Below are 24,240 nucleotides of genomic sequence, written 5' to 3'. Positions count from 1 at the left end.
CAGCTTGCAAAGCTAAATTTAATAGAAAATAAACCATAGTCAAAGATGGATGGAAACCATCCCCATTCCCTGTCACAACTCACCAAGAGACTTCCATGCGCATCCGCAATGCTATGACCGCACTCGGCCTTGTCGCAACGCTTGCCACGGCTGGTTACGCCACCGCTGCCGCCGCCACGCCGACCGCTACCGCCAACTCTGCCGCCGACACCATCAAGACGTTCGATGATGATTACGGCGTCACGAGTGACAACGGCTTCCAGCTGCCGGCGATCCCGATCCAGAAGGTGAAGCCGCAGTTCCGCCGCCAGATCGTCTCCTACAAGACTGACGAAGCTGCGGGCACGATCATCGTGAATACGCGCGAGCGCCATCTTTACTATATTCTTGGCAATAACGAAGCCATGCGCTACGGCATCGGCGTCGGCAAGCAGGGCTTCGCATGGTCTGGCACCGCGTATGTCGCCTGGAAGCAGGAATGGCCGAACTGGCATCCGCCGAAGGAAATGGCCGTCCGTCGCCCTGAGATTGCCAAGTATGTCGAGAATGGCATGAACCCAGGCCTCGAAAACCCGCTCGGCGCCCGCGCCATGTATCTCTACAATGAAAAGGGCCAGGACACGCTGTTCCGCCTGCATGGCACGCCGGAATGGGCTTCGATCGGCACCGCTGCTTCCTCGGGCTGCATCCGCCTGATGAACCAGGACGTCATCGACCTCTACAATCGCGTTCTGCCGGGTCACAGCACCAAGGTTGTCGTGATCCAGTAATCGCTGGCATCTGGAATTCAAAAGGCCGCCGGATCGATGTCCGGCGGCCTTTTTGTTTTGAGGCTGGGAATTGACGCTATACCGCCCTCACCCGCCCTCGTGGTTTGAGGGTCGCTTACGGTCCCGCCTCACCATGAGAGCTGATCTTTTCCCCCAGCTGCAAGCCCCTCTCCCCCTCATCCTGAGGCGCCTTGCCGCCGAAGCGCCAGCGCAGGCGGCAAGGCCTCGAAGGATCGAGGTGGCCTCAGATGGAGGGAAGGGTCACCCCGCCTGCTTTGCCTTCAGCTCGATGCGGCGGCGGTGGAGGACCGGTTCAGTGTAGCCGTTCGGCTGCTCGCGGCCCTTGAGCACGAGATCGAGGGCGGCCTGGAAGGCAACCGAGCCGTCGAAATTGCCTGCCATGGCGATGTAGTTGGGATCACCGGCATTCTGCTGGTCGACCACGGCAGCCATGCGCTTCATGGTCTCGACGATCTGCGCCTCGGTGATGACCTTATGAAACAGCCAGTTGGCCATGTGTTGCGCCGAGATGCGCAGCGTGGCGCGATCCTCCATCAGGCCGACATTGTTGATGTCCGGCACTTTGGAGCAACCGACGCCCTGATCGACCCAGCGGACGACATAGCCGAGGATGCCCTGGGAATTGTTGTCGATCTCTCGCTGGATTTCTTCCGGCGTCCAGTTCGGGCGGGGTGCGACCGGTACGGAGAGAATGTCGGAAAGCTTGGCGCGAGCGCGGCTTTCCAAGCCCCGCTGGACCTCGGCGACGTTGACGCGGTGATAGTGGGTCGCATGCAACGTCGCCGCCGTCGGCGACGGCACCCAGGCAGTATTGGCGCCGGCCTTCGGATGCGCGATCTTCTGTTCCAGCATCGCCGCCATCAGGTCCGGCATGGCCCACATGCCCTTGCCGATCTGGGCGTGGCCGGACAGGCCGCATTCCAGGCCGATATCGACGTTCCAGCTTTCATAAGCCGCGATCCAGGCGGCCTGTTTCATATCGCCCTTGCGGATCATCGGACCGGCTTCCATCGAGGTATGGATCTCATCGCCGGTGCGGTCGAGGAAGCCGGTATTGATGAAGACGACGCGGTCGCTGGCGGCGCGAATGGCCTCCTTGAGGTTGACCGTGGTGCGGCGCTCCTCGTCCATGATGCCCATCTTGATGGTGTTGCGCGGCATGCCGAACACATCTTCGACGCGCGAGAAGATCTCGACGGCAAAAGCCACTTCTTCCGGGCCATGCATCTTCGGCTTGACGACATACATGGAGCCGGCGCGGGAATTCTTATGCCGGCCGTTCGGACCGATGTCGTAGAGCGCGATCAAGCCGGTGATCACGGCGTCCATGATGCCTTCGGGCACTTCCCGGCCATCGCGGTCGAGGATCGCCGGGTTAGTCATGAGGTGACCGACATTGCGCACCAGCATCAGCGAGCGGCAATGCAGATCGAAGCTCGAGCCATCGGGCGCCGTGTAGGTCACGTCCGGATTGAGGCTTCGGGTGAAGGTCTTGCCGCCCTTGGAAACTTCTTCCGTCAGGTCGCCCTTCATCAGCCCGAGCCAATTGCGATAGACTTCAGCCTTGTCCTCGGCGTCGACTGCGGCGATCGAATCTTCGCAGTCCATGATGGTGGTAATCGCTGATTCCAGGCGGACGTCGGAAATCGCAGCCGCATCGGCCTTGCCGATCTCGGTGCCGGCGTCGATGACGATCTCGATGTGAATGCCGTTATTCTGAAGCAGAATCTGCGAGGGCGTACGCGCGTCGCCGAGATAACCGGCGAAGTGCTTGCCATCGGCAAGAGCGACGGCGCCCTTGTTCGTTTCAATCGCCAACGCGCCGTCCTTGACGGCGAGGCCAGTGACGTCCTTCCAGCTCGCGCCAGCAAGCGGCGCCGCCGTATCGAGGAAATCCCGCACCCAGGCGATGACCTTTTCGCCGCGCTTCGGATTGTAGCCCCTGCCCTTTTCGGCGCCATCGGTCTCCGGGATCGCGTCCGTGCCGTAGAGTGCGTCGTAAAGCGAGCCCCAGCGGGCGTTGGCGGCGTTCAGCGCATAGCGGGCGTTCATGACGGGAACGACGAGCTGCGGGCCGGCGATGGAAGCGATCTCCGGGTCGACATTGGCGGTCGAGACCGAGAAGGCTGGGCCTTCGGGAATGATATAGCCGATCTCGCGCAGGAAGGCTTCGTAAGCGGCCATGTCGACTGGCGCGCCGTTCTTGCGGTACCAGTCGTCCAGGGCAGCCTGCATCCGGTCGCGCTTGGCCAGCAGATCGCGGTTCTTTGGGGCGAGGTCGTGCACGATCGCCGAGAAGCCGGCAAAGAAGATATCCGGATCGACGCCGGAGCCCGGTAGAGCCTCCTTGACGAGGAAATCATAAAGCACCGGTTCAATCTGAAGCCCGTTCTTGTCAATTCGGCTCATACCCATCACTCCTCACGGCCGTCCTACGGCTCAATTTTTACATGCTGCCAGTTTGAGGGCGGTTTCGCTTTCCGTCAATTTTGCAATAGTTCGAAAGATTTGTGCTTTTCCAGAAACAATCAGCCTGCCGCTATACGCGGGCGGCCGCTAGCGGTGGCGATGAAGCGGGCCTCGACGAGCTTACGATTGCCCTCGATTTCCGGCGCATCGACTTGTTCGTCCACGGCGATGACGGGGTCCGTGGCGCCATTCAACCGCGCCTGCGCCATCGCGACCTCGATCGCCCGCGCGCGCGCCAGAGAAAAAGTCTTTTGCTCGTCGGTGAAACGCAACGTCTCGCCTGCTCCGTTCAGCACATAAATGCCGTCCTCGGGCATGGTGACGAAGACAGTGGCGCTGGTGCGGACCTGGCCTACGACGGCGCCGATCGCATTGGCCACATCCGAATCAGCCGGAATAGCGCTCTCGCTCGCCAGCATGGCGGCGATGGCAGGGTAATAAACGGGAGCGGAAGCACCGAGGCCGACCAGAGGACGATCGAGCGAAACGGCAAAACGAGCGATGCCCGGTGCGCGGCGAAGCGCGCGGTCGATCGAGATCGATTTGGTCGGATCGAGATGGCTAACGCCGTCCTCCGCCAGGCAGGCGGCCAGTATGACATCGGCGGATTGCCGGGTCAGGCGATCGACGATCTTCTGCGCCAGCTCTTCTATCGACTCGGCTATCGGACGGCCGGAACCGTCCTTCAACCGCATTGCCAGCGCCAGGCCCAGCCGAGCGGCTTCTGCATTCCACTGATTTTGCCGCCCGAGCACATGCATGGCGTCCGATGGCGTCAGCCCGCAGAGGTGCACGAGGCCGCGGGCGACCAGGCGGTCCAAAGTCGCCTTCTGCGATGTCGACGACAGAAGCTGGTCGAGTGGCAGCGGCGTCAAGCCGATTTTGTCGAAGAGGGTCTGCTCCAGCGGCAGCAACCCGCTCGCCAGATGGTCCGGCACGCCGGTGCGCACCGCAAAACGGCCGACGTTGCGGTCCAGATGCGGGGCACGGAGCTGCCGTTCCAACACGCCAATGACGGCCTGACCGTGCGCATGGGCGACGAGGCTGAGCGGCAGCAGACGCCGCGGCCCGAGTTCGAAGGCGGCGACAAGGCCGCGATCGTTGATTTTCACTTCGGAATCGCCGCCGAGCCCATAGGTGCGCATGGCGACCGCTTCGACCATGGTGCGATAGCCACCGACAACGGCGCCATCGGCATCGAGCCGTGGCCGGCCGTCCTCCATGACGGCGACATCAGTGGTGGTGCCGCCGATGTCTGAAACCACCGCCTCGCCGAGACCTGTCAGGTAACGCGCGCCGACAAGGCTCGCCGCCGGTCCGGACAGAATGGTTTCGATCGGTCGGAGTTTGGCTTCTGCGGCCGAGATCAGCGCACCGTCGCCGCGCACGACCATCATTGGCGCCGTGATGCCGCGCGTGGCGAGAAACCCTTCGCAGGCGCCGACCAGCCGGTCGATCATCGACACCAATCGGGCATTCAAGAGCGTCGTCAAGGCCCGGCGCGGACCACCAAGCTTGGAAGAGAGTTCGTGACTGCAAGTGACCGGCAGATGGGAAATCTCCCGAATACAGTCACGCACGCGGATTTCGTGAGCCGGATTCCTCACGGCGAAATAGCCGGCAATCGCAAAGGACGAAACGGTCTTCGAAAGCTCCGGCAGCGCCTCTTCCAGAGCCGACAGATCGAGCGGGCTTTCATTGCCATGGACGTTGTGACCGCCCGGCAGGAACAGCACGGGATCTGATCCCAGCGCCTCGGCCAGGCCGTCGCGTTTCAGATCGTCGGGACCGAAGCCGATCATCACCAGCCCGGCGCGGCCGCCCTGCCCCTCAACCAATGCGTTGGTGGCGAGCGTCGTCGATAGCGATACGAGGCCGATCGCGGAAACGGGGACACTAGCCTTGGCGATGACCGCATCGACAGCGCCGGCAATGCCGACGGCCAGATCATGCCGCGTGGTCAGCGATTTCGCCTTCGCGACGACGCCGTCACTTTCATGGAAGAGAACGGCATCGGTATAGGTTCCACCGGTGTCGATGCCGAGCAGGAAATGCGATGTCACGGAGATGATCTAATCCTCTGAACGGAAGGTGATGCTGTTATTGCACCCTTCCCGCTCCGTCCGCTAGCCGCGAAGCGTCAAAAACAATCCTACCGCCTCGTCACCCGCATCGGCAGTCCGCCTTGCGGCTGGGTCGTCAGCTTCTGCACCGGCCAGGGTTTGGTCTCCTCGGTCACATCGAAACGGAAGCGGTGCATCATGACGGCAAGGGCGATGACGGCTTCCTGCAGGGCAAAGGTGGCGCCGATGCAGACGCGGGGGCCGGCGCCGAAGGGCAGGTACTGGAAGCGGTTGATCTTGCCGCGATTCTCCGGAAGGAAGCGTTCGGGCATGAAGGCGCGCGGCTTGTCCCAATAAAGCGCGTGGCGATGCAGCGTCCACGGCATAATCAGCACGGTGATTCCGGCCGGAATCTCGACGCGCTCACCGCCAGGGCTGGTCCACTCATCATCGGCAATCGAGGCGCGGTTGATGGACGGCGCCGGTGGATAGAGGCGCATCGCCTCTTCGAAAGCAGCACGGACATTCGGCATCAGGTCGAGCCAGGCGACGGGCTCGGCGCCGGAGGAGAGCACCTGATCGATCTCTGCCTCCATCGCCTCGCGGATATGCGGGGTATTGGCGACGCAATAGAGAGCCCAGGCCAGCGCACGGGCCGTCGTTTCATGGCCGGCGCCGATGAAGGTGAGGATATTGTCTTCGATCTCCTCCATGGTCAGGCCATCGGGGCCGGCCTTTTCCAAGAGCAGCGTCAGGAAATCGTCGGGAGCACTGGCGCGATCCCTTTGCATCTTGTCGAGACGAAGATTCATCGTCTTGCGAACGATGCCGCGAAACTTGTCGAGCACTTTCGGGCCGCCGATGCGGGTAACGCGCGGCACCCACGGGGGTGCACGCAAGAGATCCATTGGATCGACCCGGCCCATGCGGTGCAGAAGCTGGTTGACGTCGTCGGCGAAATGGCCGCTTTCGGTGACGATCTCACCCGAAAACAACGTTTCGGCGAGGATGGCGAAGGTAAGCTCGGTCATGTCGATGGCGATGTCGAAAACCTTGCCGTCGCTGCCGGCCTCCTCGTATTTGCGAACATAGGCCTCGCTCTGGCTCAGCATCTGGCCGGCAAAACCCTGGGCGTGGCGCGGCGTGAAGACCGGAGCTACCGCCTTGCGAGAGCGCTTCCAGACCTGACCTTCCGCCGTCAGCAGGCCGTCGCGCAGGATCGGCCGGAGCACGAGCTGGCGAATCTCGGACATGCAATAATTCGAGGCATTGTCGACCAAAACATGTTTGATCAGACCAGGGTCATTGACGATCAACGTACGCTCGCGAAAGAATCGCGTCATGATCCAGGGGAGTGTGTAGGAAGGTTCGCCCCATAATTCGAGCGGATTGCGCAGGATAGTGCGGATGATCGTCAGCCGCGATGGCGGGACGGTGCGCGGGGTCGGGGCCGGCGGAGAGAAGGGTTCCGAAATCATGTCCATGAGATCGAACCTCCTCGAAAACCTTATTTTCTCAACAGTCCGCGAAGTCTAGAGCAGTGACTTCAGATCGTCCAGCTTATCATTGATAAGCCAGCCATAGTAATTTTCTTCGGGCCAGACCGGCTGTGCCGCTCCCCGGTTCTTGGCCGCGAGCGCGGAGGCACGCTGGCGGGAATTGCCGACATTATAGAGCGTCGCCGTGATGCCCGGATTGCCCGAAATGTCCATGCCGGCAATCGAACGGTAGTCGTCGATCGACTTGCGGATCGCGGCCGCGACGAAGGCGAGCGACAGATCCGGATCCATGATCGCCTTGTAGACGCTCCCGGCATCCTTTTCATCCAGCTTCGGAATACCCGACGTGCTGCTGACGAGATCGGAAAGCTCCAGCGCCGTCAGTGGGTTGACCTGGCCGAGGCCGAAGGTCTGGCCGGCATAGAAAGGCTGGAAGAACACGGCGCTGAAACGATTGTTCGGGAAGGATTTGCCGCCGACCGTCTTGCCCCGGAAATCGCTCTCCCAGACATCGTCGCGGCAGATCCAGAGGCTGTAGGAATCCTTCTTGCCCTTGCAAGCATCGAATTGCGGGCGGGCGACAAAATCGTCGACGTCTTCGCCATTATAGGCAAAGCGGAAACTCTGGCCGGCATAGGAGGCGGCTTTGACGTAATAGGACTGCAGGCCGTCATAAGCGTCGACATTGTAAGTGTGTTCGCCGACCAGCGCACCGATGATATGGATGGGATCGATGCCATAGGCGCGCGCCGTCGACTTGATCTTCGACATCAGCCGGGTATCAGTCGCCAGAAGCTCGTGGACCTTCTGGTATTTGCGCTCGAAGGTCGAATTCGTGCCCTTAGTGCGGCGTACCGAGGCGCCGGGGATCGGCGGCTGCTCGGCGTTGCGATTGCCCGGCGGCACCATGGCGGCCGCATTCGCATAGGCTGGTATCCAGGAGAGGCTGACAACCGCCAGAAGAAGGGTGATCAGAATGCGTCGCACGATGGCTGCCCTATCGAAGTTTCATCCGATGTTTCAATGCGGCTCACTGACGGACAATCTTGGCCGAATAAAGCCATCGCACACAAGGAAACGGGCCCTTAACTAAAAAGTTAACGGCCCGCTGTCGAGTGATTAATATGTCAAGATGCCGTCACTAGAGCGCCGTGCGTTCATTTGAACGCACAAACGCCGCTCTAGCTTTTTGAATCTAGAGCATCCTATCCACTTTCCGGCGATTCCACCCGAAAGCGGGATGCTCTAGGCGAACTTCATTAGAGAATGAAGCGCGACAGGTCGGTATTGGTGGCGAGATCGCCGACATGTTCACGCACGTAGTCGGCATCGATGGTCACCGACGCGCCGGCGCGATCCGACGCGTTGTAGGAGATTTCGTCCAATACCCGCTCCATCACCGTCTGCAGGCGGCGGGCGCCGATGTTCTCGACGGTGGAGTTCAGGTGCACGGCGACATCGGCCAAGGCGTCGATGGCGTCGTCGGTGAAATCGAGCTTCAGGTCTTCCGTCTCCATCAGCGCCTTGTACTGGCGGATGAGGCTGGCTTCCGGCTCCGTCAGGATACGGCGGAAATCCTCCTTGCTGAGCGGCTTCAATTCGACGCGGATCGGCAAGCGGCCCTGCAATTCCGGCAGGAGATCCGAGGGCTTCGACACATGGAACGCGCCGGATGCGATGAAGAGGATATGGTCGGTCTTCACCGGACCATACTTGGTCGAAACCGTCGTACCTTCGACCAGCGGCAGCAGGTCGCGCTGCACGCCTTCGCGGGAAACGCCGGCACCCATGCCGCCGTCGCGGGCAGCGATCTTGTCGATCTCGTCGAGGAAGACGATGCCGTCATTTTCGGCGGATTGCACAGCTTCGCGCTGGATCGCCTCATTGTCGATCAGCTTGTCGGATTCATCGCGGATCAGCTCCTTGTAGGAGTCCTTCACCGTGGTGCGTACCTTCTTGGTGCGGCCTCCCATGGCCTTTCCAAACATTTCGGAGAGGTTGAGCACGCCGATATTGGCGCCGGGCATGCCGGGGATTTCAAAGCCGGGCATGCCGGAGCCGGTGTCGCTGACTTCGATGTCGATTTCCTTGTCGTCCAGTTGGCCGTCGCGCAGCTTCTTGCGGAAGCTGTCGCGCGTTGCCGGTGAGGCGGTAGAGCCGACCAGGGCATCGAGCACCCGTTCTTCCGCGCTCATATGCGCCTTTGCCTGAACTTCGGTGCGCTTCTTTTCACGCACCAGGCCGATGCCGACCTCGACGAGGTCGCGGACGATCTGTTCGACGTCACGACCGACATAGCCGACTTCGGTGAACTTCGTGGCTTCGACCTTGATGAAAGGCGCGCCGGCCAGCTTGGCAAGACGGCGGGAGATTTCCGTCTTGCCAACGCCGGTGGGTCCGATCATCAGGATATTCTTGGGCATGACTTCGTCGCGCAGGTCGGGTTCGAGCTGTTGACGGCGCCAGCGGTTGCGCAGTGCAATCGCGACGGCGCGCTTGGCCTCATGTTGGCCGACAATATAGCGGTCGAGTTCGGAAACGATCTCGCGGGGGGAAAAAGTGGTCATTTCGTGTACTTCCCGTCAGGGCTAGAAACAATCAAGAGCGGAACTTAGGATTCGGAGTCGAGCGTTTCGACCACAACATTGTGATTAGTGTAAACGCAGATGTCGGCGGCGATGTCGAGCGCGCGGCGGGCGACGTCTTCGGCCGATTTGTCGGTATCCATCAGAGCGCGGGCAGCGGCGAGCGCGAAATTACCACCAGAGCCGATCGCCATGGCGCCGTGTTCCGGCTCGAGCACATCGCCGTTGCCGGTGACGGCGAGCGTTACGTTCTTGTCGGCGACCAGCATCATCGCTTCGAGATTGCGCAGATATTTGTCCGTGCGCCAATCCTTGGCGAGCTCGACGGCAGCGCGCATCAATTGACCTGGATATTGTTCGAGCTTCTTTTCGAGCCGCTCAAGCAGCGTAAAAGCATCGGCCGTCGCGCCGGCGAAACCGGCGATCACGTCGCCCTTGCCGATGCGACGGACCTTACGGGCGTTGCCCTTCATTACGGTCTGGCCGAGGCTGACCTGGCCATCGCCCGCCATCACCACCTTGCCACCCTTGCGAATAGTCACAATTGTCGTCATCTAAACACCTGTTTGCCCCCATTTTGGCGGGCTTTCTGCCGGGCCGCGTTTCGGCCCCGTCATGCCCTATGTAAGAGGGCTTTTTGCGATTGCAAATGGCAGTTATTTCGGAATAACGGATGGAAGCCGACTAAAGAGGCAGGCACATTCGTAACTTCTGGATATTTGCCGATGTGCCTGATAAGGAACGGCCGTCAATCCCGATGGAGCAGCCCATGGCAGACACCGCAGCGAGCCGCACGGCAAGCGTTTCCCGCAAGACCAACGAGACCTCGGTCTCCGTGTCCGTCAACATCGACGGCAGCGGCAAGTCGACGATTTCGACGGGCGTCGGTTTCTTCGACCATATGCTGGAGCAGCTATCACGACATTCGCTGATCGATATGGAGATCGACACCAAGGGCGATCTGCATGTGGACGATCATCACGCCGTCGAAGATACCGGCATCGCCATCGGCCAGGCCATTGCCAAGGCGCTGGGCGATCGTCGCGGCATCACGCGCTATGCCTCGATCGATCTCGCCATGGACGAGACGATGACGAAGGCCGCCGTCGATCTGTCCGGCAGGCCTTTCCTCGTCTGGAACGTAGCCTTCAGCGCCCCGAAGATCGGCACTTTCGACACCGAGCTGGTGCGCGAATTCTTCCAGGCCTTGGCGCAGAATGCCGGCATCACGCTGCATATCCTCAACCATTATGGCGCCAACAATCACCATATTGCCGAGACATGCTTCAAGGCGGTTGCCCGCGCGCTGCGCACGGCAACCGAGATCGATCCGCGGCAGGCAGGCCGCGTCCCCTCAACGAAGGGTACACTCGCCTGAGCCCCACCATGGGGAAAGTGAAGAGATGGCAAGCTATTTGATTTTGACGCCTCCCGGAGGACCGGACAGAGACCAGGCGAGCACGCGTTTCATCCGCGACGGCTTTTCCTGGACGGCCTTCCTGTTTCCGACGCTGTGGATGCTTTTTCACCGGCTCTGGCTGGAAGCCATCGCCGCCTTTTTGCTGCAGGGTATCGGCTGGGAGTTGATGCGCCGACCGGGATTTTTCGCCGCGGGCATCGCGATCCTGCTCGGTGTGCACATCCTCGCAGCGCTCGAAGGCCGCCATGCTGCCTACCGGAACCTGGTTGCAAGGGGATGGAAGACGGAAGGCCTGGTTTCTGCGCCCAATCTGGCGACGGCCGAAGAGATTCATTTCTCAAGCATCGAGGCGGAACCGGAAGGGAATATCCATTCCAACAATTGGGATATCCCTCTCTCTCCAAACAACAGTCCCAGTCGCGGCGGGCCGTCTTTCGGCCTTCCCGGCTATGATGGAGGACGCTGAGTATGCGCGTCGCAATTATCGACTACGGCTCCGGCAACCTGCGCTCGGCCACCAAAGCCTTCGAACGTGCGGCCCGTGAAGCCGGTATCGACGCCGAAATCGATCTCACCGACGATGCCGAGCGCGTCGCCACCGCCGACCGCATCGTGCTTCCCGGCGTCGGCGCTTATGCCGACTGCCGCCGCGGGCTCGACGCCGTTTCAGGCATGGCGGAAGCCGTGATCGATGTCGTGGAACACAAGGCCCGCCCCTTTCTGGGGATTTGCGTCGGCATGCAGCTCATGTCCTCGCGCGGGCTGGAAAAGACGATCACAAAGGGGTTTGGCTGGATCAATGGCGACGTCAAGGAGATGACACCCAATGATCCTGCGCTGAAAATCCCCCAGATCGGCTGGAACACGCTGGATCTCAGACACCCGCACCCGCTCTTCGACGGCATTCCGACAGGGCCGGACGGGCTGCACGCCTATTTCGTGCATTCCTACCATCTGGCGGCGGATCACGCCGACGATGTCATCGCCACGACCAGCTATGGCGGGCCGATGACCGCCTTCGTCGGTCGCGACAACATGGCCGGCTCGCAGTTCCATCCGGAAAAGAGCCAGAAGCTCGGCCTCGCCCTGATCGCCAATTTCCTGCGCTGGAAGCCCTAGAGTGCGCATGATCTTTTCCGAAAACCGCTCCACATTTTTCGGGATCATGCCTGAGGCTCGCGCAAACAGAATGGAAAACACACAATGATCCTTTTCCCCGCCATCGACCTCAAAGACGGCCAGTGCGTGCGCCTCAAGCTGGGCGATATGCAGCAGGCGACCGTCTATAATCCCGATCCGGCTGCTCAGGCCAAGGCCTTCGAAGACCAGGGCTTCGAGTGGCTGCACGTGGTCGACCTTAACGGTGCCTTCGCCGGCCAAACCGTCAATGGTGCGGCCGTCGACGCCATCCTCAAGGCGACGAAGAACCCGGTGCAGCTCGGCGGCGGCATCCGCACGCTCGATCATATCGAAAACTGGCTGACGCGCGGGCTTGCTCGAGTCATTCTCGGCACGGTCGCTGTGCGTGATCCGGCCCTTGTCGTCGAAGCCTGCAGGAGATTTCCGGGCCATATCGCCGTCGGCATCGACGCCAAGGGTGGCAAGGTGGCGGTCGAGGGCTGGGCCTCGGCTTCCGAGCTCGGCGTCATCGAACTGGCGAAACAATTCGAAGGCGCCGGCGTTGCCGCGATCATCTATACCGACATCGACCGCGACGGCATTCTCACGGGCATCAATTGGGCCTCGACACTGGAACTGGCCGGGGCCGTTTCCATTCCGGTCATCGCGTCCGGCGGGCTTGCCTCGCTTGATGATATCCGCCGCATGATCCAGCCGGATGCCTGCAAACTGGAAGGTGCGATTTCCGGCCGCGCGCTCTATGATGGTCGTATCGATCCAAAAGAAGCACTGGCCCTGATCAAGCAGGCCAAGGAAGCAGCCCAATGACCCTCAAAGCCCGCGTCATCCCCTGCCTCGACGTCAAGGACGGCCGCGTCGTCAAGGGCGTCAATTTTCTTAACCTCGTCGATGCCGGCGATCCCGTCGAAGCCGCCAAGGCTTACGACGCCGCTGGCGCCGACGAACTCTGCTTCCTCGACATCACCGCCTCTTCCGACAACAGGGAGACGATTTTCGATGTGGTGGCGCGCACGGCGGAGCAATGCTTCATGCCGGTGACGGTCGGCGGCGGCGTTCGCACCATCGCCGATATCCGCAAGCTGCTGCTTTGCGGCGCCGACAAGGTTTCGATCAATTCGGCTGCGGTGAACAATCCGGATTTCGTTGCCGAGGCGGCCGACAAGTTCGGCAATCAATGCATTGTCGTTTCCATCGATGCGAAACGGCGCGCGCAACTCGGTGGCGACAATCAGAGCGCCTGGGAAATCTATACCCATGGCGGCCGCGACGCGACCGGCATCGATGCGGTCGATTTTGCGCGGAAGATGGTCGAGCGCGGCGCCGGAGAGCTGCTGGTTACCTCCATGGACCGCGACGGCACCAAGGTGGGTTACGATCTGGAGTTGACGCGGGCGATCGCGGATGCCGTGCGTGTTCCGGTCATCGCCTCCGGCGGCGTCGGCGATCTCGACGATCTCGTCGCCGGCATCAAGGAAGGTCATGCGACGGCCGTGCTCGCGGCTTCCATTTTCCACTTCGGCACCTATTCGGTCGGCGAAGCAAAGCACTATATGTCACAGCATGGCATCGCCATGCGGCTCGATTAGGAGCGGATGGAACGAATGAGCGGATTTACCCTTTCCGACCTCGAAAAGATCGTTGAGATCAGGTCCAAGGCTTCGCCGGAAGAATCCTGGACGGCGAAGCTTTTCGCCGCCGGCCAGCCGAAGGCGGCGAAGAAGCTGGGCGAGGAAGCAATCGAAGCCGTCATGGCGGCGGTAACCGGCGACCGCGACAATCTCACCTATGAAGCAGCCGATCTGCTTTATCACCTAATGGTCGTATTGAAGATAGCCGGCATTCCGTTGCAGAATGTCATGGGTGAGCTCGAGAGGCGCACCGCCCAATCCGGCCTTCAGGAAAAGGCCAGCCGGTAGACTGCGATGACAATAGCGACACAAACCCTGCCTGCGCCCGAGATGCTCGATATTTTTGAGGCAAAAGCCTATTCGCCCTTCTATTTCTTTTCTTCGGAAGAGTGGGCGAAATTCCGGGCCGATACGCCGCTGACCTTGACCGCCGACGAAGTGACCCGGCTGCGCTCCATGGGCGACCCGATCGATCTCGATGAAGTCCGGCGCATCTATCTTTCGCTGTCACGCCTACTGTCTTCGCATGTGGAATCCTCGCAGATTCTGTTCGAGCAGCGCAATCGCTTCCTCAGTCTCTCCGATGTCGCCAAGACGCCCTTCGTCATCGGCATCGCCGGGTCCGTCGCCGTCGGCAAGTCCACCACGGCCCGTATCCTGAAGGAATTGCTCGGCCGCTGGCCATCAAGCCCGAAAGTCGATCTGATCACCACCGACGGCTTCCTCTATCCGAATGCCGAGTTGCAGCGCCGCAACCTGATGCAACGTAAGGGATTTCCGGAAAGCTACGATACGGCGGCACTCCTGCGCTTCCTCTCGGCAATCAAGGCCGGGCAGCCGGATGTCAAGGCGCCCTGCTACTCGCACCTCGTCTATGACGTGCTGCCGAACGAATACAGGACCGTCGACCGGCCTGATATCCTGATCTTCGAAGGCATCAACGTGCTGCAATCGCGGCACCTGCCGGCGGACGGCAAGATCGTGCCGATGGTGTCCGACTTCTTCGATTTCTCGATCTATATCGATGCCAACGAGCATCTGATCCACAATTGGTATGTCGCGCGCTTCATGAAGCTGCGCGAAACCGCGTTCCGCGATCCCAATTCCTTCTTCCATCGCTACGCCTCGATCACCGAGGAAGAGGCAATCGCGACCGCCGAAGGGCTGTGGAAGAACATCAACCTGAAGAACCTACGCCAGAACATCCTGCCGACCCGCCCCCGCGCCGATCTCATCCTGCAGAAGGGCAGGAATCATCTGATAGAGCAGGTGGCGCTAAGGAAGCTCTAAGCAATTTCAGGAAAAGTGCGCAGCGGTTTTCCGTCCGGAATTGCAAAAAACAAAACGATAGAGCGGTTCTGAGATTCCGTGAAAAGCTGAACCGCTCCAGACTCTACGGGTTCACGCGTCTTAAAGTGAGGTTTATCCGCCCGCCGTTCTTCAGCAACGTCGAGGTCGACGGATGGATGCGGTCGACGCCGTGGAAGCACAGCCTGCCCTCCCCGCCGATAACGACGATATCGCCGCTGGAAAGCTTGAAGGATAGCGTAGGATCCTTGCGATTGAGGCCGCCGACGCGGAACAGGCAGCTATTGCCGAGCGAAATCGACAGTACCGGTGCCGCCAAATCCTGTTCGTCGCGATCCTGATGCAGGCCCATGCGGGCATCGTCATTGTAGAAATTGACGAGACAAGCCTCGGGCGGCTTTTCATAGGCCGTTATGTCGTTCCAGAACTCTAGCAGTTGCGGCGGCATCGCTGGCCAGGGATTTCCCGTCACCGGATGGGTCTGTTGATAGCGATAGCCGCGCTGCTTGTCCGTCACCCAGCCGAGCGGACCGCAATTGGTCATGCGCACGGACATTTCCTTGCCTGTGCCGGGCATGGCCGGGGTGTAAAGGGGCGCCTCGGCGACGACGGCACGGATCGCTTCGACCAGCGCTTCCTGGGTGGGGCGGTCGAGATAGCCGGGGAGATGGCGAATTCCGTTGGGGAGGAGCATTTTCGTTTCCTGCAATGGTACCGGTCAAGTGAGGTTGCCGTCGCTGCGCTTTCGGGCCTGGCCCCTCACCCCAACCCTCCCCCTGCAAGCGGGGCGAGGGTGCTTAACGTGCCCAACCCCAACCCGCCTCGAACGGAGAGCTACATTGTTTCACACTGTCGTCCCTTCTCCCCGCATGCGGGGAGAAGGCTAGGATGAAGGGCCAGGCACAGAGCCACGGCAACACAGGACTCTCCTGACAAGCCTTATTTTACCGGCCCCAAACCAAAGCCGCAGCCCGAAAAGCAACCTAGTCGCCGCCCACCTTGCCGCGCATCTTCTTGACCTCCGAGCGGCCGGACTTTTCCTTCAGGCGCCGCTCGATCGAGCCTTTGGTCGGCTTGGTCTTCTTGCGTGGCGGCGGTGGCGGGGCGGCGGCTTCGAGAATCAGTTCCTTCAGCCGCTCGCGCGCATCCTCGCGATTGCGGTCCTGGCTGCGGAAGCGGCTGGCCTCGATCATCAACACGCCGTCCTTGGAGACACGTCGGCCGGCTAGCCTGGTAGCGTTGGCCTTGACGCGATCGTTCAGCGACGGCGAATTCGGGATATTGAAGAACAGTTGGACAGCCGTCGCGACCTTGTTGACGTTCTGCCCGCCGGGGCCACCCGCCAGAACGAATTGTTCCGTCAGCTCCCAGCCGGCTATCGTAATCCGGTCGTTGATGTAAAGCGCGTCGCTGGCCATGGTTTTCTCCGCGCCCGTCTATCCCATATCGGGACGCGGTTGAAAATATGGTCGTTTACGGTTTCGGCCTCGTCCTTCGAGGCATTTCCGCGCGTGGCGCAGAAATGCGCCTCAGGATGAGGGCGGAGCGACTACGGCATCGGCACAAAAGACCCGCCTCGCCCTCATGGTGAGAGGCCCGGAGGGCCGTCTCGAACCACGAGGGCGGGTCATAGGTTTCACGTGAGTCATTGCTCCCGCGGGAGCTGCTTACTCGGCTGCAACAGGCATTCCCGGCGCCGCGTCGCGGACGTTGCCGTCGACATGGTCCTCGAATTTCTCGAAGTTTGCGACGAACATCTGCACCAGCTTGGCCGCCTGCGCGTCATAAGCCTGGCCATCGGCCCAGGTGGAACGCGGATCGAGGATGGCGTTGTCGACGCCCTCGACGGCAACCGGGACGGCGAAGCCGAAATTCGGGTCGATGCGGAACTCGACGTTATCGAGGTCACCCCTCAGGGCTGCGGCAAGCAGGGCGCGGGTCGCCTTGATCGGCATGCGCCGGCCCGTGCCGTAGGCGCCACCAGTCCAGCCGGTGTTGACGAGCCAGCAACGGGCGCCGTGGCGGGCGATCAGCTCCTTCAGCAGATTGCCGTATTCGGCCGGGTGACGCGGCATGAAGGGGGCGCCGAAGCAGGTCGAGAAGGTGGCTTCCGGCTCGACGACGCCTTTCTCCGTGCCGGCGACCTTGGCGGTGTAGCCGGAGAGGAAGTGGTACATCGCCTGTTCCGGCGTCAGCTTGGCAATCGGCGGCATGACGCCGAAAGCGTCCGCCGTTAACATGATGATGGTCTCCGGATGACCGGTCATGCCGGATTCCGATGCATTTGGAATGAAATGCAGCGGGTAGGCGCTGCGGGTGTTCTCCGTCAGCGAGCCGTCGTCGAGATCCGGCACGCCATGCTCGTCGAGCACGACATTTTCCAGTACCGTGCCGAAACGGCGGGTCGTCGCGTAGATTTCCGGCTCGGCCTCAGCCGAGAGGCGGATGGTCTTGGCGTAGCAACCACCCTCGAAGTTGAAGATGCCGTTTTCGCCCCAGCCGTGTTCATCATCGCCGATCAGCGTGCGCGTCGGGTCCGCCGAAAGCGTCGTCTTGCCGGTACCGGACAGACCGAAGAAGATCGCCGCATCGCCGTCCGGACCGACATTCGCCGAACAATGCATCGGCATGACGCCGCGTTCCGGCAGCAGGTAATTCAGCACGGTGAAAACCGACTTCTTCATTTCGCCGGCATAGGACGTGCCGCCGATCAGGACGATGCCGTTGACGAGATCGCAGGCGATCACCGTTTCCGTGCGGCAGCCATGACGCTCCGGGTCGGCGCGGAAGCTCGGCAGGTCGATGATGGTGAGCTTCGGCACGAAGCTTTCCAGCGCCGCCCGCTCGGGGCGGATGAGAAGGTTGCGGATGAACAGCGAGTGCCAGGCGAATTCGGTGATGACACGCGTCGGCAGGGCGTAATCATGATCCGCGCCGCCGATCAGATCCTGGACGAACAGGTCCTTGCCGTGCACATGCGCCAGCATATCCTTGTGCAGCAGCGCGAAATGTTCCGGCGACATCGGCTTGTTGTTGTCCCACCAGATCTGGTCTTCGGTGACGTTGTTGCGGACGACGAACTTGTCCTTCGGCGAACGGCCGGTGTGCTGTCCAGTCAATGCTCTCAGCGCACCGTGAGCGGTCAAATCGGCTTCCCTCCGACGAATCGCTTCTTCGTAAAGGTGAGCTTCCAGGAGGTTATAACGCACACTAGCGGCGGCCCCCAGGCCGATCGATTCGAGTTCGATTGCGGGATTACGGACGCCGAATTGCTCCATCGCTTTATTCCTCTACGTGGCCGTAGCCGTTAAAACTAAATAAAGCGTAGAGGCGTCTTTTTAAAAGCACAAGGGAGCTTATCAAAAAATATTGAATGATATCATACATTTAATCGATTTAAATAAATTTTGATAATTTTAAATCGTTTGAATGGACGGTGTCCGAGACGTTTCGTCGCACAACCTTTGGTTAACTGCTTCGGCGCCCAGCAATCCGCCTCTTTATCTTTGCCACAATTTGTTCCACCTTTATCCCCATAAGCGCGCCGGGTTACCGCCAACCGAGCTGGCAAGCCACCTGGGCTGGATTCCAAATCCGGGAGAGATGCGCACTGATGACGGAGACGAACACAATGTTGACAATCGCGCTCGTTGACGACGACCGCAATATCCTGACTTCCGTATCGATAGCTTTGGAAGCCGAGGGATATAAGGTGGAAACTTACACCGACGGCGCCTCTGCGCTTGACGGACTGCTTGCCCGGCCGCCGCAACTGGCGATCTTCGATATCAAGATGCCGCGGATGGACGGCATGGAGCTTTTGCGCCGCCTGCGGCAGAAGTCCGATCTGCCGGTCATCTTCCTGACGTCGAAGGATGAAGAGATCGACGAGCTCTTCGGCCTGAAGATGGGCGCCGACGACTTCATCACCAAGCCTTTCTCGCAGCGCCTGCTGGTCGAGCGCGTCAAGGCCGTGCTCCGCCGTGCTTCCAGCCGCGAAGCCGCGGCCGCAGTCGGCGTTGCCGGTGCAGCGGCAAAGCCCGGCGCCGCACAACAGGCCCGCTCGCTGGAGCGTGGTCAGCTTGTCATGGACCAAGAACGCCATACTTGCACCTGGAAGGGCGAACCGGTTACGCTGACCGTCACGGAATTCCTGATCCTGCACTCGCTCGCGCAGCGCCCCGGCGTGGTGAAAAGCCGCGATGCCTTAATGGATGCGGCTTACGATGAACAGGTCTATGTCGACGATCGTACCATAGACAGCCACATCAAGCGGCTCCGGAAGAAATTCAAGATGGTCGATCTCGATTTTGATATGATCGAAACGCTGTATGGAGTCGGCTACCGCTTCCGCGAAGCGGCCTAGAGCCGGATGATTTTAGGTCGAATCGACCTAAAATCTGAATCTGCTCTAGATCAAAAAATGGAGCATGATGTCGTGCGAAAACCGCTTACACTTTTCGGCATCATGCTCGGATAGTTAACTGGACCATGCGGCGGACAATGGAATAAGAGCATGCGGACAGGATAGCCGATCCTGTTCTTCGAAAGGGCCGTTGGCTTGGCACAACTGGTGCAAGACAGAGATATCGACGACACGGAAAGCCCGAGCGACGTCAGGATCGCTCGCCGTCGGTGGACTCACCCCTTCACCCTGATCCGCCGCATCTTCGGCAATGCCGTCTTTTCGAGTCTGACGCGGCGCATCCTGTTCTTCAACCTCGCTGCGCTCGTCGTTCTCGTCGGCGGCATCCTCTATCTCAACCAGTTCCGCGAGGGCCTGATTGACGCGCGGGTCGAGAGTCTGCTGACACAGGGTGAAATCATCGCCGGCGCCGTCTCCGCATCGGCATCGGTCGACACCAACTCCATCACCATCGACCCGCAGAAACTGCTGGAACTGCAGGCCGGCCAGAGCATCACGCCTGTACCGAACGACGAGGATCTGGAGTTCCCGATCGATCCGGAAAAGGTCGCGCCGGTGCTGACGCGGCTGATTTCGCCGACGCGCACCCGCGCCCGCATCTTCGACGCCGACGCTAATCTGCTGCTCGACAGCCGCCATCTCTATTCGCGCGGCCAGGTGCTGCGCTACGACCTGCCGCCGGTCGAGGACGAAAAGCAGAGCTGGTCGGACTGGTTCAGCGGCTTGTTCAACAAGATGCTGCAACCGGGCAACCTGCCGGTTTACAAGGAAGCGCCAGGGGGCGACGGCTCGATCTATCCGGAAGTGATGAATGCGCTGACCGGTGTGCGCGGCGCCGTGGTGCGCACCACGGAAAAAGGTGAGCTGATCGTCTCCGTCGCCGTGCCCATCCAGCGCTTCCGCGCCGTGCTTGGCGTGCTCTTATTGTCAACGCAGGCCGGCGATATCGACAAGATCGTCCATGCCGAGCGCCTGGCGATTATGCGCGTCTTCGGCGTAGCGACGCTGGTCAACGTCGTCCTGTCGCTGCTTTTGTCCTCCACCATCGCCAATCCGCTGCGCCGACTTTCGGCGGCCGCCATCCGTGTGCGCCGCGGCGGTGCGAAGGAGCGTGAGGAGATCCCGGATTTCTCGGCCCGCCAGGATGAAATCGGCAATCTGTCGATCGCCCTGCGCGAAATGACGACGGCACTTTACGACCGCATCGATGCGATCGAAAGCTTTGCCGCGGACGTCAGTCATGAGCTGAAGAACCCGCTGACATCGCTGCGCAGCGCCGTCGAGACCCTGCCGCTCGCCAAAAGCGACGATTCCAAGAAACGGTTGATGGATGTCATTCAGCATGACGTGCGCCGCCTCGACCGGCTAATCAGTGATATTTCCGACGCGTCCCGCCTCGATGCCGAACTTGCCCGGTCCGATGCGAAATCGCTCGATCTCGAAGTGCTGCTGCGCGATATGATCGACATTTCCCGGCAGGGCGGGCACTCGAAGAGGGCCGTCGAGATAGACTATATCGTCGACCGGAAGCCGGGCGCGAAAACCAAATTCACCATCGACGGGCATGACCTGCGTATCGGCCAGATCGTCACCAACCTCATTGAAAACGCCCGCTCTTTCGTTCCGAAGGACACCGGCAAGATCACGGTAAAGCTGATGCGCACGAGAACGCGTTGCGTGATCTATGTCGAGGATAACGGACCGGGCATCCAGGCCGAAGATATCGATCGCATCTTCGAGCGTTTCTATACCGACCGGCCGGAGGCTGAAGGTTTCGGCCAGAATTCCGGTTTGGGCCTGTCGATCAGCCGGCAGATCGCCGAGGCGCATGGCGGATCGCTGCGCGCGGAAAACATCGTCGACGGCGACGGCACAGCGCTGCTCGGCGCCCGCTTCATCCTTTCGTTGCCCGCCGAAACGCCGGCATGAGCGGCAAAGCAACCAATATCCACGGAACCGCGATCGTCATCGGCAAGACCGGCCTGTTGTTTCTTGGACCATCGGGCAGCGGCAAATCTTCGCTCGCCTTCGCCTGCCTCTCCGCGGCCAAGCCACTCGGCCTTTCCGCCGCATTGGTCGCGGACGACCAGGTTTTCATTGAGCGACGCGACGGCGCCGTCATTGCCGAATGCCCGCCGTCGATCGCCGGCCTGCTGGAGATCCGCTATACCGGCATTGTCCGGCTTCCCCATGTTTTTGAGGCCGAAATGCATTTCGCCATACGTCCGGTCGATCCGGCAAAGGCCGAGCGGCTCCCCCCTGAAGACGAACAGATCGATGTCACTGAATCCATTCGCCTACCGTTGATCCGCCTGTCCACAATATCGGCGAATCCGCTGGCCGTAATCATGGCAAAAATCGCCACCCGTTTGGATTAATCGGCCATTTAGGCCTCAGCAGGTGCCCAAATATCATATTTTAAGCTTGCACTTCGTCTTTTCATCGCCAAGATGTCCCCCCACCGGTGGACGACATTGCTGCATTGCGATATGGGCCACCTGTTTGCTTATGCGATGGGAGCAGTAATATCATGATCGGACTTGTGCTTGTCACTCATGGCAAGCTGGCTGAAGAGTTTCGGCATGCGGTCGAGCATGTCGTTGGTCCGCAGAAGTTCATAGAAACGGTATCGATTGGTCCCGAAGACGATATGGATAAGCGGCGGCAGGACATACTGCATGCTGTTTCCGGCGCTGACGATGGCCACGGGGTCATCATCCTTACCGACATGTTCGGTGGCACTCCCTCCAATCTCGCGATCTCCGTCATGAACAGTGGCCACACGGAGGTTATTGCCGGCGTCAATTTGCCGATGTTGATAAAGCTCGCAGGTGTGCGCGGCGACAACAACATGGAGAAGGCTCTGGTGGAAGCTTCAGAGGCCGGGCGCAAATACATCAACGTGGCCAGCCGTGTGCTCAGCGGCAAATAACGAGACAACCGCCCCGCCTATGACAGAGCTTTCCCGGGAACTTCTGATCATCAACAAACGCGGCCTCCATGCCCGCGCCTCCGCCAAATTCGTACAGACCGTCGAAGCCTACGACGCCACCATCACCGTCTCGAAGGACGGGACCACGGTGGGCGGCAACTCGATCATGGGCCTGATGATGCTCGCGGCCAGCCCTGGCTGCAGCGTGCTCGTTACGGCCAGCGGCAACCAGGCTGCCGAGGCGCTGGATGCGCTGGACCGTCTGGTCGCCGACAAGTTCGGCGAAGAGATATAAGTCCTCTCATCGAGCCGCCGCGCGGGATATAAAGATATAAAGACCTCTTTATATCATCATTGATTTCCAGCTTGAAGCCTGCTACAGGGCATCATCCCACACGCTGTCAGCGTGCAATTTTGTTGCATTCGGCCGAGGCGTTCGCCTGCGGTCCGTTCGCATCGTTCAGGCTGGAGACCCCCTGATGAGCACTGATAAGGACTACATCGTCGCCGATATCGGCCTTGCGGACTTTGGCCGCAAGGAAATCTCGATCGCCGAAACCGAAATGCCGGGCCTGATGGCTTGCCGCGCCGAGTTCGGCGAAGCGCAGCCGCTGAAGGGCGCCCGCATCACCGGTTCGCTGCACATGACGATCCAGACCGCAGTCCTGATCGAGACGCTGGTCGCTCTCGGCGCTCAGGTGCGCTGGGCATCCTGCAACATCTTCTCGACCCAGGATCATGCCGCTGCCGCGATCGCCGCTTCCGGCGTTCCGGTCTATGCCGTCAAGGGTGAGAGCCTCGAAGACTATTGGACCTATACCGACAAGATCTTCCAGTGGACCGATGGCGGCTTCTCCAACATGATCCTCGACGATGGCGGCGACGCCACCATGTATATCCTGCTCGGTGCCCGCGCCGAAGCCGGCGAGGACGTGCTCTCCAACCCGCATTCCGAGGAAGAAGAAATCCTCTTTGCGCAGATCAAGAAGCGCCTTAAGGCATCGCCGGGCTGGTTCACCAAGCAGCGCGAAGCCATCAAGGGCGTCACCGAAGAAACCACCACGGGCGTCAACCGCCTGTACCAGCTCAGCCAGAAGGGCCTGCTTCCCTTCCCGGCGATTAACGTCAACGACAGCGTCACCAAGTCTAAGTTCGACAACAAGTACGGCTGCAAGGAATCGCTGGTCGACGGCATCCGCCGCGCCACCGACGTCATGATGGCCGGCAAGGTCGCGGTCGTCTGCGGCTATGGCGACGTTGGCAAGGGTTCTGCCGCCTCGCTCTCGGGCGCCGGCGCACGCGTCAAGGTCACGGAAGTCGATCCGATCTGCGCCCTGCAGGCCGCCATGGACGGCTATGAAGTGGTCCAGCTTGAGGACGTCGTCTCCACCGCCGACATCTTCATCACCACCACCGGCAACAAGGACGTCATCCGCATTGACCATATGCGCGCGATGAAGGACATGGCGATCGTCGGCAACATCGGCCACTTCGACAACGAGATCCAGGTTGCCGCGCTGCGTAACCTCAAGTGGACGAACATCAAGCCGCAGGTCGACATGATCGAGTTCGCCAAGGGCAACCGCATCATCCTGCTGTCGGAAGGCCGCCTCCTGAACCTCGGCAACGCCACCGGCCATCCGTCCTTTGTCATGTCGGCTTCCTTCACCAACCAGACGCTGGCGCAGATCGAGCTCTTCACCAAGCCCGGCCAGTACCAGAACCAGGTTTACGTGCTGCCGAAGCACCTCGACGAAAAGGTTGCTCGCCTGCATCTCAGCAAGCTTGGCGTGAAACTGACGGAGCTTTCCGGAGAACAGGCTGCCTATATCGGCGTCACTCCGCAGGGTCCGTTCAAGTCTGACCACTACAGATACTGATCTTAGGATCAATATCCACAATATCTTGTGGCCCTGGCATTGACAAATGCCGGGGCTTATTTTTTGGCCCGCTCCCTTCCCGGCGATTCCCTTAGGCAG

Annotated in this window: 23 protein-coding genes; 14 read left to right on the top strand and 9 right to left on the bottom strand. The window is 60.5% G+C overall.

Annotated elements, in window-relative coordinates; translation table 11 throughout:
* Window positions 1–95 precede the first annotated feature (95 nt).
* Window positions 96–770, top strand: a complete 675-nt coding sequence (locus PY649_RS13075) for a L,D-transpeptidase (RefSeq protein ID WP_285868848.1) — start codon at window positions 96–98, stop codon at window positions 768–770.
* Window positions 771–1,031: 261 nt separating this feature from the next.
* On the opposite strand, the gene PY649_RS13070 is transcribed toward PY649_RS13075, so the two are convergent.
* The 6 genes from PY649_RS13070 to hslV all read right to left on the bottom strand — a co-directional run bounded on the left by PY649_RS13070 (window position 1,032) and on the right by hslV (window position 9,961).
* The gene (locus PY649_RS13070) at window positions 1,032–3,200 is read right to left on the bottom strand and encodes a malate synthase G (RefSeq protein ID WP_285868847.1); all 2,169 of its coding nucleotides are present in this window, start codon (window positions 3,198–3,200) and stop codon (window positions 1,032–1,034) included.
* A gap of 119 nt (window positions 3,201–3,319) precedes the next feature.
* Window positions 3,320–5,323, bottom strand: a complete 2,004-nt coding sequence (locus tag PY649_RS13065; protein ID WP_285868846.1) for a hydantoinase/oxoprolinase N-terminal domain-containing protein — start codon at window positions 5,321–5,323, stop codon at window positions 3,320–3,322.
* A gap of 89 nt (window positions 5,324–5,412) precedes the next feature.
* The gene (locus PY649_RS13060) at window positions 5,413–6,807 is read right to left on the bottom strand and encodes a cytochrome P450 (protein WP_285868845.1); all 1,395 of its coding nucleotides are present in this window, start codon (window positions 6,805–6,807) and stop codon (window positions 5,413–5,415) included.
* 48 nt (window positions 6,808–6,855) lie between these two features.
* The gene (locus PY649_RS13055; RefSeq protein WP_285868844.1) at window positions 6,856–7,809 is read right to left on the bottom strand and encodes a DUF1402 family protein; all 954 of its coding nucleotides are present in this window, start codon (window positions 7,807–7,809) and stop codon (window positions 6,856–6,858) included.
* Between the two features lie 272 nt (window positions 7,810–8,081).
* Window positions 8,082–9,389 (bottom strand): ATP-dependent protease ATPase subunit HslU, encoded by a 1,308-nt coding sequence (gene hslU / locus PY649_RS13050; RefSeq protein ID WP_285868843.1) that lies wholly within the window; start codon window positions 9,387–9,389, stop codon window positions 8,082–8,084.
* 44 nt (window positions 9,390–9,433) lie between these two features.
* Window positions 9,434–9,961 carry an ATP-dependent protease subunit HslV gene (gene hslV, locus PY649_RS13045; protein ID WP_285868842.1) on the bottom strand — a complete coding sequence of 176 codons (528 nt, stop codon included), beginning with the start codon at window positions 9,959–9,961 and terminating at the stop codon, window positions 9,434–9,436.
* A gap of 215 nt (window positions 9,962–10,176) precedes the next feature.
* Here hslV and hisB point away from each other — a divergent pair, with 215 nt between their 5' ends.
* The 7 genes from hisB (at window position 10,177) to coaA (ending at window position 14,885) form a co-directional block, all read left to right on the top strand.
* Complete coding sequence (gene hisB, locus PY649_RS13040) at window positions 10,177–10,785, top strand: imidazoleglycerol-phosphate dehydratase HisB (protein ID WP_285868841.1); 609 nt, start codon at window positions 10,177–10,179, stop codon at window positions 10,783–10,785.
* A gap of 25 nt (window positions 10,786–10,810) precedes the next feature.
* On the top strand, window positions 10,811–11,293 hold the full coding sequence (locus tag PY649_RS13035; RefSeq protein WP_285868839.1) for a DUF2628 domain-containing protein: 483 nt from the start codon (window positions 10,811–10,813) through the stop codon (window positions 11,291–11,293).
* Between the two features lie 2 nt (window positions 11,294–11,295).
* Window positions 11,296–11,946: an imidazole glycerol phosphate synthase subunit HisH gene (gene hisH / locus PY649_RS13030; RefSeq protein WP_285868838.1), complete on the top strand. Its 651-nt coding sequence runs from the start codon at window positions 11,296–11,298 to the stop codon at window positions 11,944–11,946.
* An 84-nt stretch (window positions 11,947–12,030) separates the two neighbouring features.
* The gene (hisA, locus tag PY649_RS13025) at window positions 12,031–12,774 is read left to right on the top strand and encodes a 1-(5-phosphoribosyl)-5-[(5-phosphoribosylamino)methylideneamino]imidazole-4-carboxamide isomerase (RefSeq protein WP_285868837.1); all 744 of its coding nucleotides are present in this window, start codon (window positions 12,031–12,033) and stop codon (window positions 12,772–12,774) included.
* Entirely contained in the window at window positions 12,771–13,553 is a 783-nt protein-coding gene (gene hisF / locus PY649_RS13020; RefSeq protein ID WP_285868836.1) for an imidazole glycerol phosphate synthase subunit HisF, read from the top strand. The genes hisA and hisF overlap by 4 nt, the downstream gene beginning before the upstream one ends.
* Window positions 13,554–13,568: 15 nt before the next feature.
* Window positions 13,569–13,883, top strand: a complete 315-nt coding sequence (locus PY649_RS13015; RefSeq protein WP_285868835.1) for a phosphoribosyl-ATP diphosphatase — start codon at window positions 13,569–13,571, stop codon at window positions 13,881–13,883.
* Between the two features lie 6 nt (window positions 13,884–13,889).
* Window positions 13,890–14,885 (top strand): type I pantothenate kinase, encoded by a 996-nt coding sequence (gene coaA, locus PY649_RS13010; protein ID WP_285868834.1) that lies wholly within the window; start codon window positions 13,890–13,892, stop codon window positions 14,883–14,885.
* A gap of 103 nt (window positions 14,886–14,988) precedes the next feature.
* Here the strand turns inward: coaA and PY649_RS13005 are convergent, their stop codons facing one another.
* From PY649_RS13005 to PY649_RS12995, 3 genes are all read right to left on the bottom strand, one after another.
* The gene (locus PY649_RS13005) at window positions 14,989–15,597 is read right to left on the bottom strand and encodes an alpha-ketoglutarate-dependent dioxygenase AlkB (protein ID WP_285868833.1); all 609 of its coding nucleotides are present in this window, start codon (window positions 15,595–15,597) and stop codon (window positions 14,989–14,991) included.
* Window positions 15,598–15,886: 289 nt separating this feature from the next.
* Window positions 15,887–16,321, bottom strand: a complete 435-nt coding sequence (gene arfB, locus PY649_RS13000) for an alternative ribosome rescue aminoacyl-tRNA hydrolase ArfB (protein ID WP_285868832.1) — start codon at window positions 16,319–16,321, stop codon at window positions 15,887–15,889.
* A gap of 249 nt (window positions 16,322–16,570) precedes the next feature.
* Window positions 16,571–18,181, bottom strand: coding sequence for a phosphoenolpyruvate carboxykinase (locus tag PY649_RS12995; protein WP_285868831.1), 1,611 nt, complete (start codon window positions 18,179–18,181; stop codon window positions 16,571–16,573).
* Between the two features lie 353 nt (window positions 18,182–18,534).
* Between PY649_RS12995 and PY649_RS12990 the strand changes: the two genes are divergently transcribed.
* From PY649_RS12990 to ahcY, 6 genes are all read left to right on the top strand, one after another.
* Window positions 18,535–19,269 (top strand): response regulator transcription factor, encoded by a 735-nt coding sequence (locus tag PY649_RS12990; RefSeq protein ID WP_285868830.1) that lies wholly within the window; start codon window positions 18,535–18,537, stop codon window positions 19,267–19,269.
* 195 nt (window positions 19,270–19,464) lie between these two features.
* On the top strand, window positions 19,465–21,258 hold the full coding sequence (locus tag PY649_RS12985) for a stimulus-sensing domain-containing protein (RefSeq protein WP_432761353.1): 1,794 nt from the start codon (window positions 19,465–19,467) through the stop codon (window positions 21,256–21,258).
* Window positions 21,255–21,707, top strand: coding sequence for an HPr kinase/phosphorylase (locus PY649_RS12980; protein WP_285868829.1), 453 nt, complete (start codon window positions 21,255–21,257; stop codon window positions 21,705–21,707). Before PY649_RS12985 ends, PY649_RS12980 begins: the two co-directional genes overlap by 4 nt.
* 152 nt (window positions 21,708–21,859) lie before the next feature.
* Window positions 21,860–22,261, top strand: a complete 402-nt coding sequence (locus PY649_RS12975) for a PTS sugar transporter subunit IIA (RefSeq protein WP_120702529.1) — start codon at window positions 21,860–21,862, stop codon at window positions 22,259–22,261.
* A 19-nt stretch (window positions 22,262–22,280) separates the two neighbouring features.
* Window positions 22,281–22,556, top strand: a complete 276-nt coding sequence (locus PY649_RS12970) for an HPr family phosphocarrier protein (RefSeq protein ID WP_285868828.1) — start codon at window positions 22,281–22,283, stop codon at window positions 22,554–22,556.
* 184 nt (window positions 22,557–22,740) lie between these two features.
* On the top strand, window positions 22,741–24,141 hold the full coding sequence (ahcY, locus tag PY649_RS12965; protein WP_285868827.1) for an adenosylhomocysteinase: 1,401 nt from the start codon (window positions 22,741–22,743) through the stop codon (window positions 24,139–24,141).
* Window positions 24,142–24,240: the final 99 nt, after the last annotated feature.

Source organism: Rhizobium mayense (assembly GCF_030272705.1).
Lineage (GTDB): Bacteria > Pseudomonadota > Alphaproteobacteria > Rhizobiales > Rhizobiaceae > Rhizobium > Rhizobium mayense.
Note: the sequence above shows the minus strand (reverse complement) of the source record. Positions and strands in the feature narration are given on the sequence as shown.

What these genes read in the sequence shown, in the direction of transcription:
- PY649_RS12990 (WP_285868830.1), top strand. Translation starts at nt 18,535, where the DNA reads ATGTTGACAATCGCGCTCGTTGACGACGACCGCAATATCCTGACTTCC.
- PY649_RS13070 (WP_285868847.1), bottom strand. Translation starts at nt 3,200, where the DNA reads ATGAGCCGAATTGACAAGAACGGGCTTCAGATTGAACCGGTGCTTTAT.
- PY649_RS12970 (WP_285868828.1), top strand. Translation starts at nt 22,281, where the DNA reads ATGACAGAGCTTTCCCGGGAACTTCTGATCATCAACAAACGCGGCCTC.
- ahcY (WP_285868827.1), top strand. Translation starts at nt 22,741, where the DNA reads ATGAGCACTGATAAGGACTACATCGTCGCCGATATCGGCCTTGCGGAC.
- coaA (WP_285868834.1), top strand. Translation starts at nt 13,890, where the DNA reads ATGACAATAGCGACACAAACCCTGCCTGCGCCCGAGATGCTCGATATT.
- PY649_RS13060 (WP_285868845.1), bottom strand. Translation starts at nt 6,807, where the DNA reads ATGGACATGATTTCGGAACCCTTCTCTCCGCCGGCCCCGACCCCGCGC.
- hisH (WP_285868838.1), top strand. Translation starts at nt 11,296, where the DNA reads ATGCGCGTCGCAATTATCGACTACGGCTCCGGCAACCTGCGCTCGGCC.
- hisF (WP_285868836.1), top strand. Translation starts at nt 12,771, where the DNA reads ATGACCCTCAAAGCCCGCGTCATCCCCTGCCTCGACGTCAAGGACGGC.
- PY649_RS13005 (WP_285868833.1), bottom strand. Translation starts at nt 15,597, where the DNA reads ATGCTCCTCCCCAACGGAATTCGCCATCTCCCCGGCTATCTCGACCGC.
- PY649_RS13015 (WP_285868835.1), top strand. Translation starts at nt 13,569, where the DNA reads ATGAGCGGATTTACCCTTTCCGACCTCGAAAAGATCGTTGAGATCAGG.
- PY649_RS12975 (WP_120702529.1), top strand. Translation starts at nt 21,860, where the DNA reads ATGATCGGACTTGTGCTTGTCACTCATGGCAAGCTGGCTGAAGAGTTT.
- PY649_RS12980 (WP_285868829.1), top strand. Translation starts at nt 21,255, where the DNA reads ATGAGCGGCAAAGCAACCAATATCCACGGAACCGCGATCGTCATCGGC.
- PY649_RS13035 (WP_285868839.1), top strand. Translation starts at nt 10,811, where the DNA reads ATGGCAAGCTATTTGATTTTGACGCCTCCCGGAGGACCGGACAGAGAC.
- hisB (WP_285868841.1), top strand. Translation starts at nt 10,177, where the DNA reads ATGGCAGACACCGCAGCGAGCCGCACGGCAAGCGTTTCCCGCAAGACC.
- hslU (WP_285868843.1), bottom strand. Translation starts at nt 9,389, where the DNA reads ATGACCACTTTTTCCCCCCGCGAGATCGTTTCCGAACTCGACCGCTAT.
- hslV (WP_285868842.1), bottom strand. Translation starts at nt 9,961, where the DNA reads ATGACGACAATTGTGACTATTCGCAAGGGTGGCAAGGTGGTGATGGCG.
- PY649_RS13075 (WP_285868848.1), top strand. Translation starts at nt 96, where the DNA reads ATGCGCATCCGCAATGCTATGACCGCACTCGGCCTTGTCGCAACGCTT.
- hisA (WP_285868837.1), top strand. Translation starts at nt 12,031, where the DNA reads ATGATCCTTTTCCCCGCCATCGACCTCAAAGACGGCCAGTGCGTGCGC.
- arfB (WP_285868832.1), bottom strand. Translation starts at nt 16,321, where the DNA reads ATGGCCAGCGACGCGCTTTACATCAACGACCGGATTACGATAGCCGGC.
- PY649_RS12995 (WP_285868831.1), bottom strand. Translation starts at nt 18,181, where the DNA reads ATGGAGCAATTCGGCGTCCGTAATCCCGCAATCGAACTCGAATCGATC.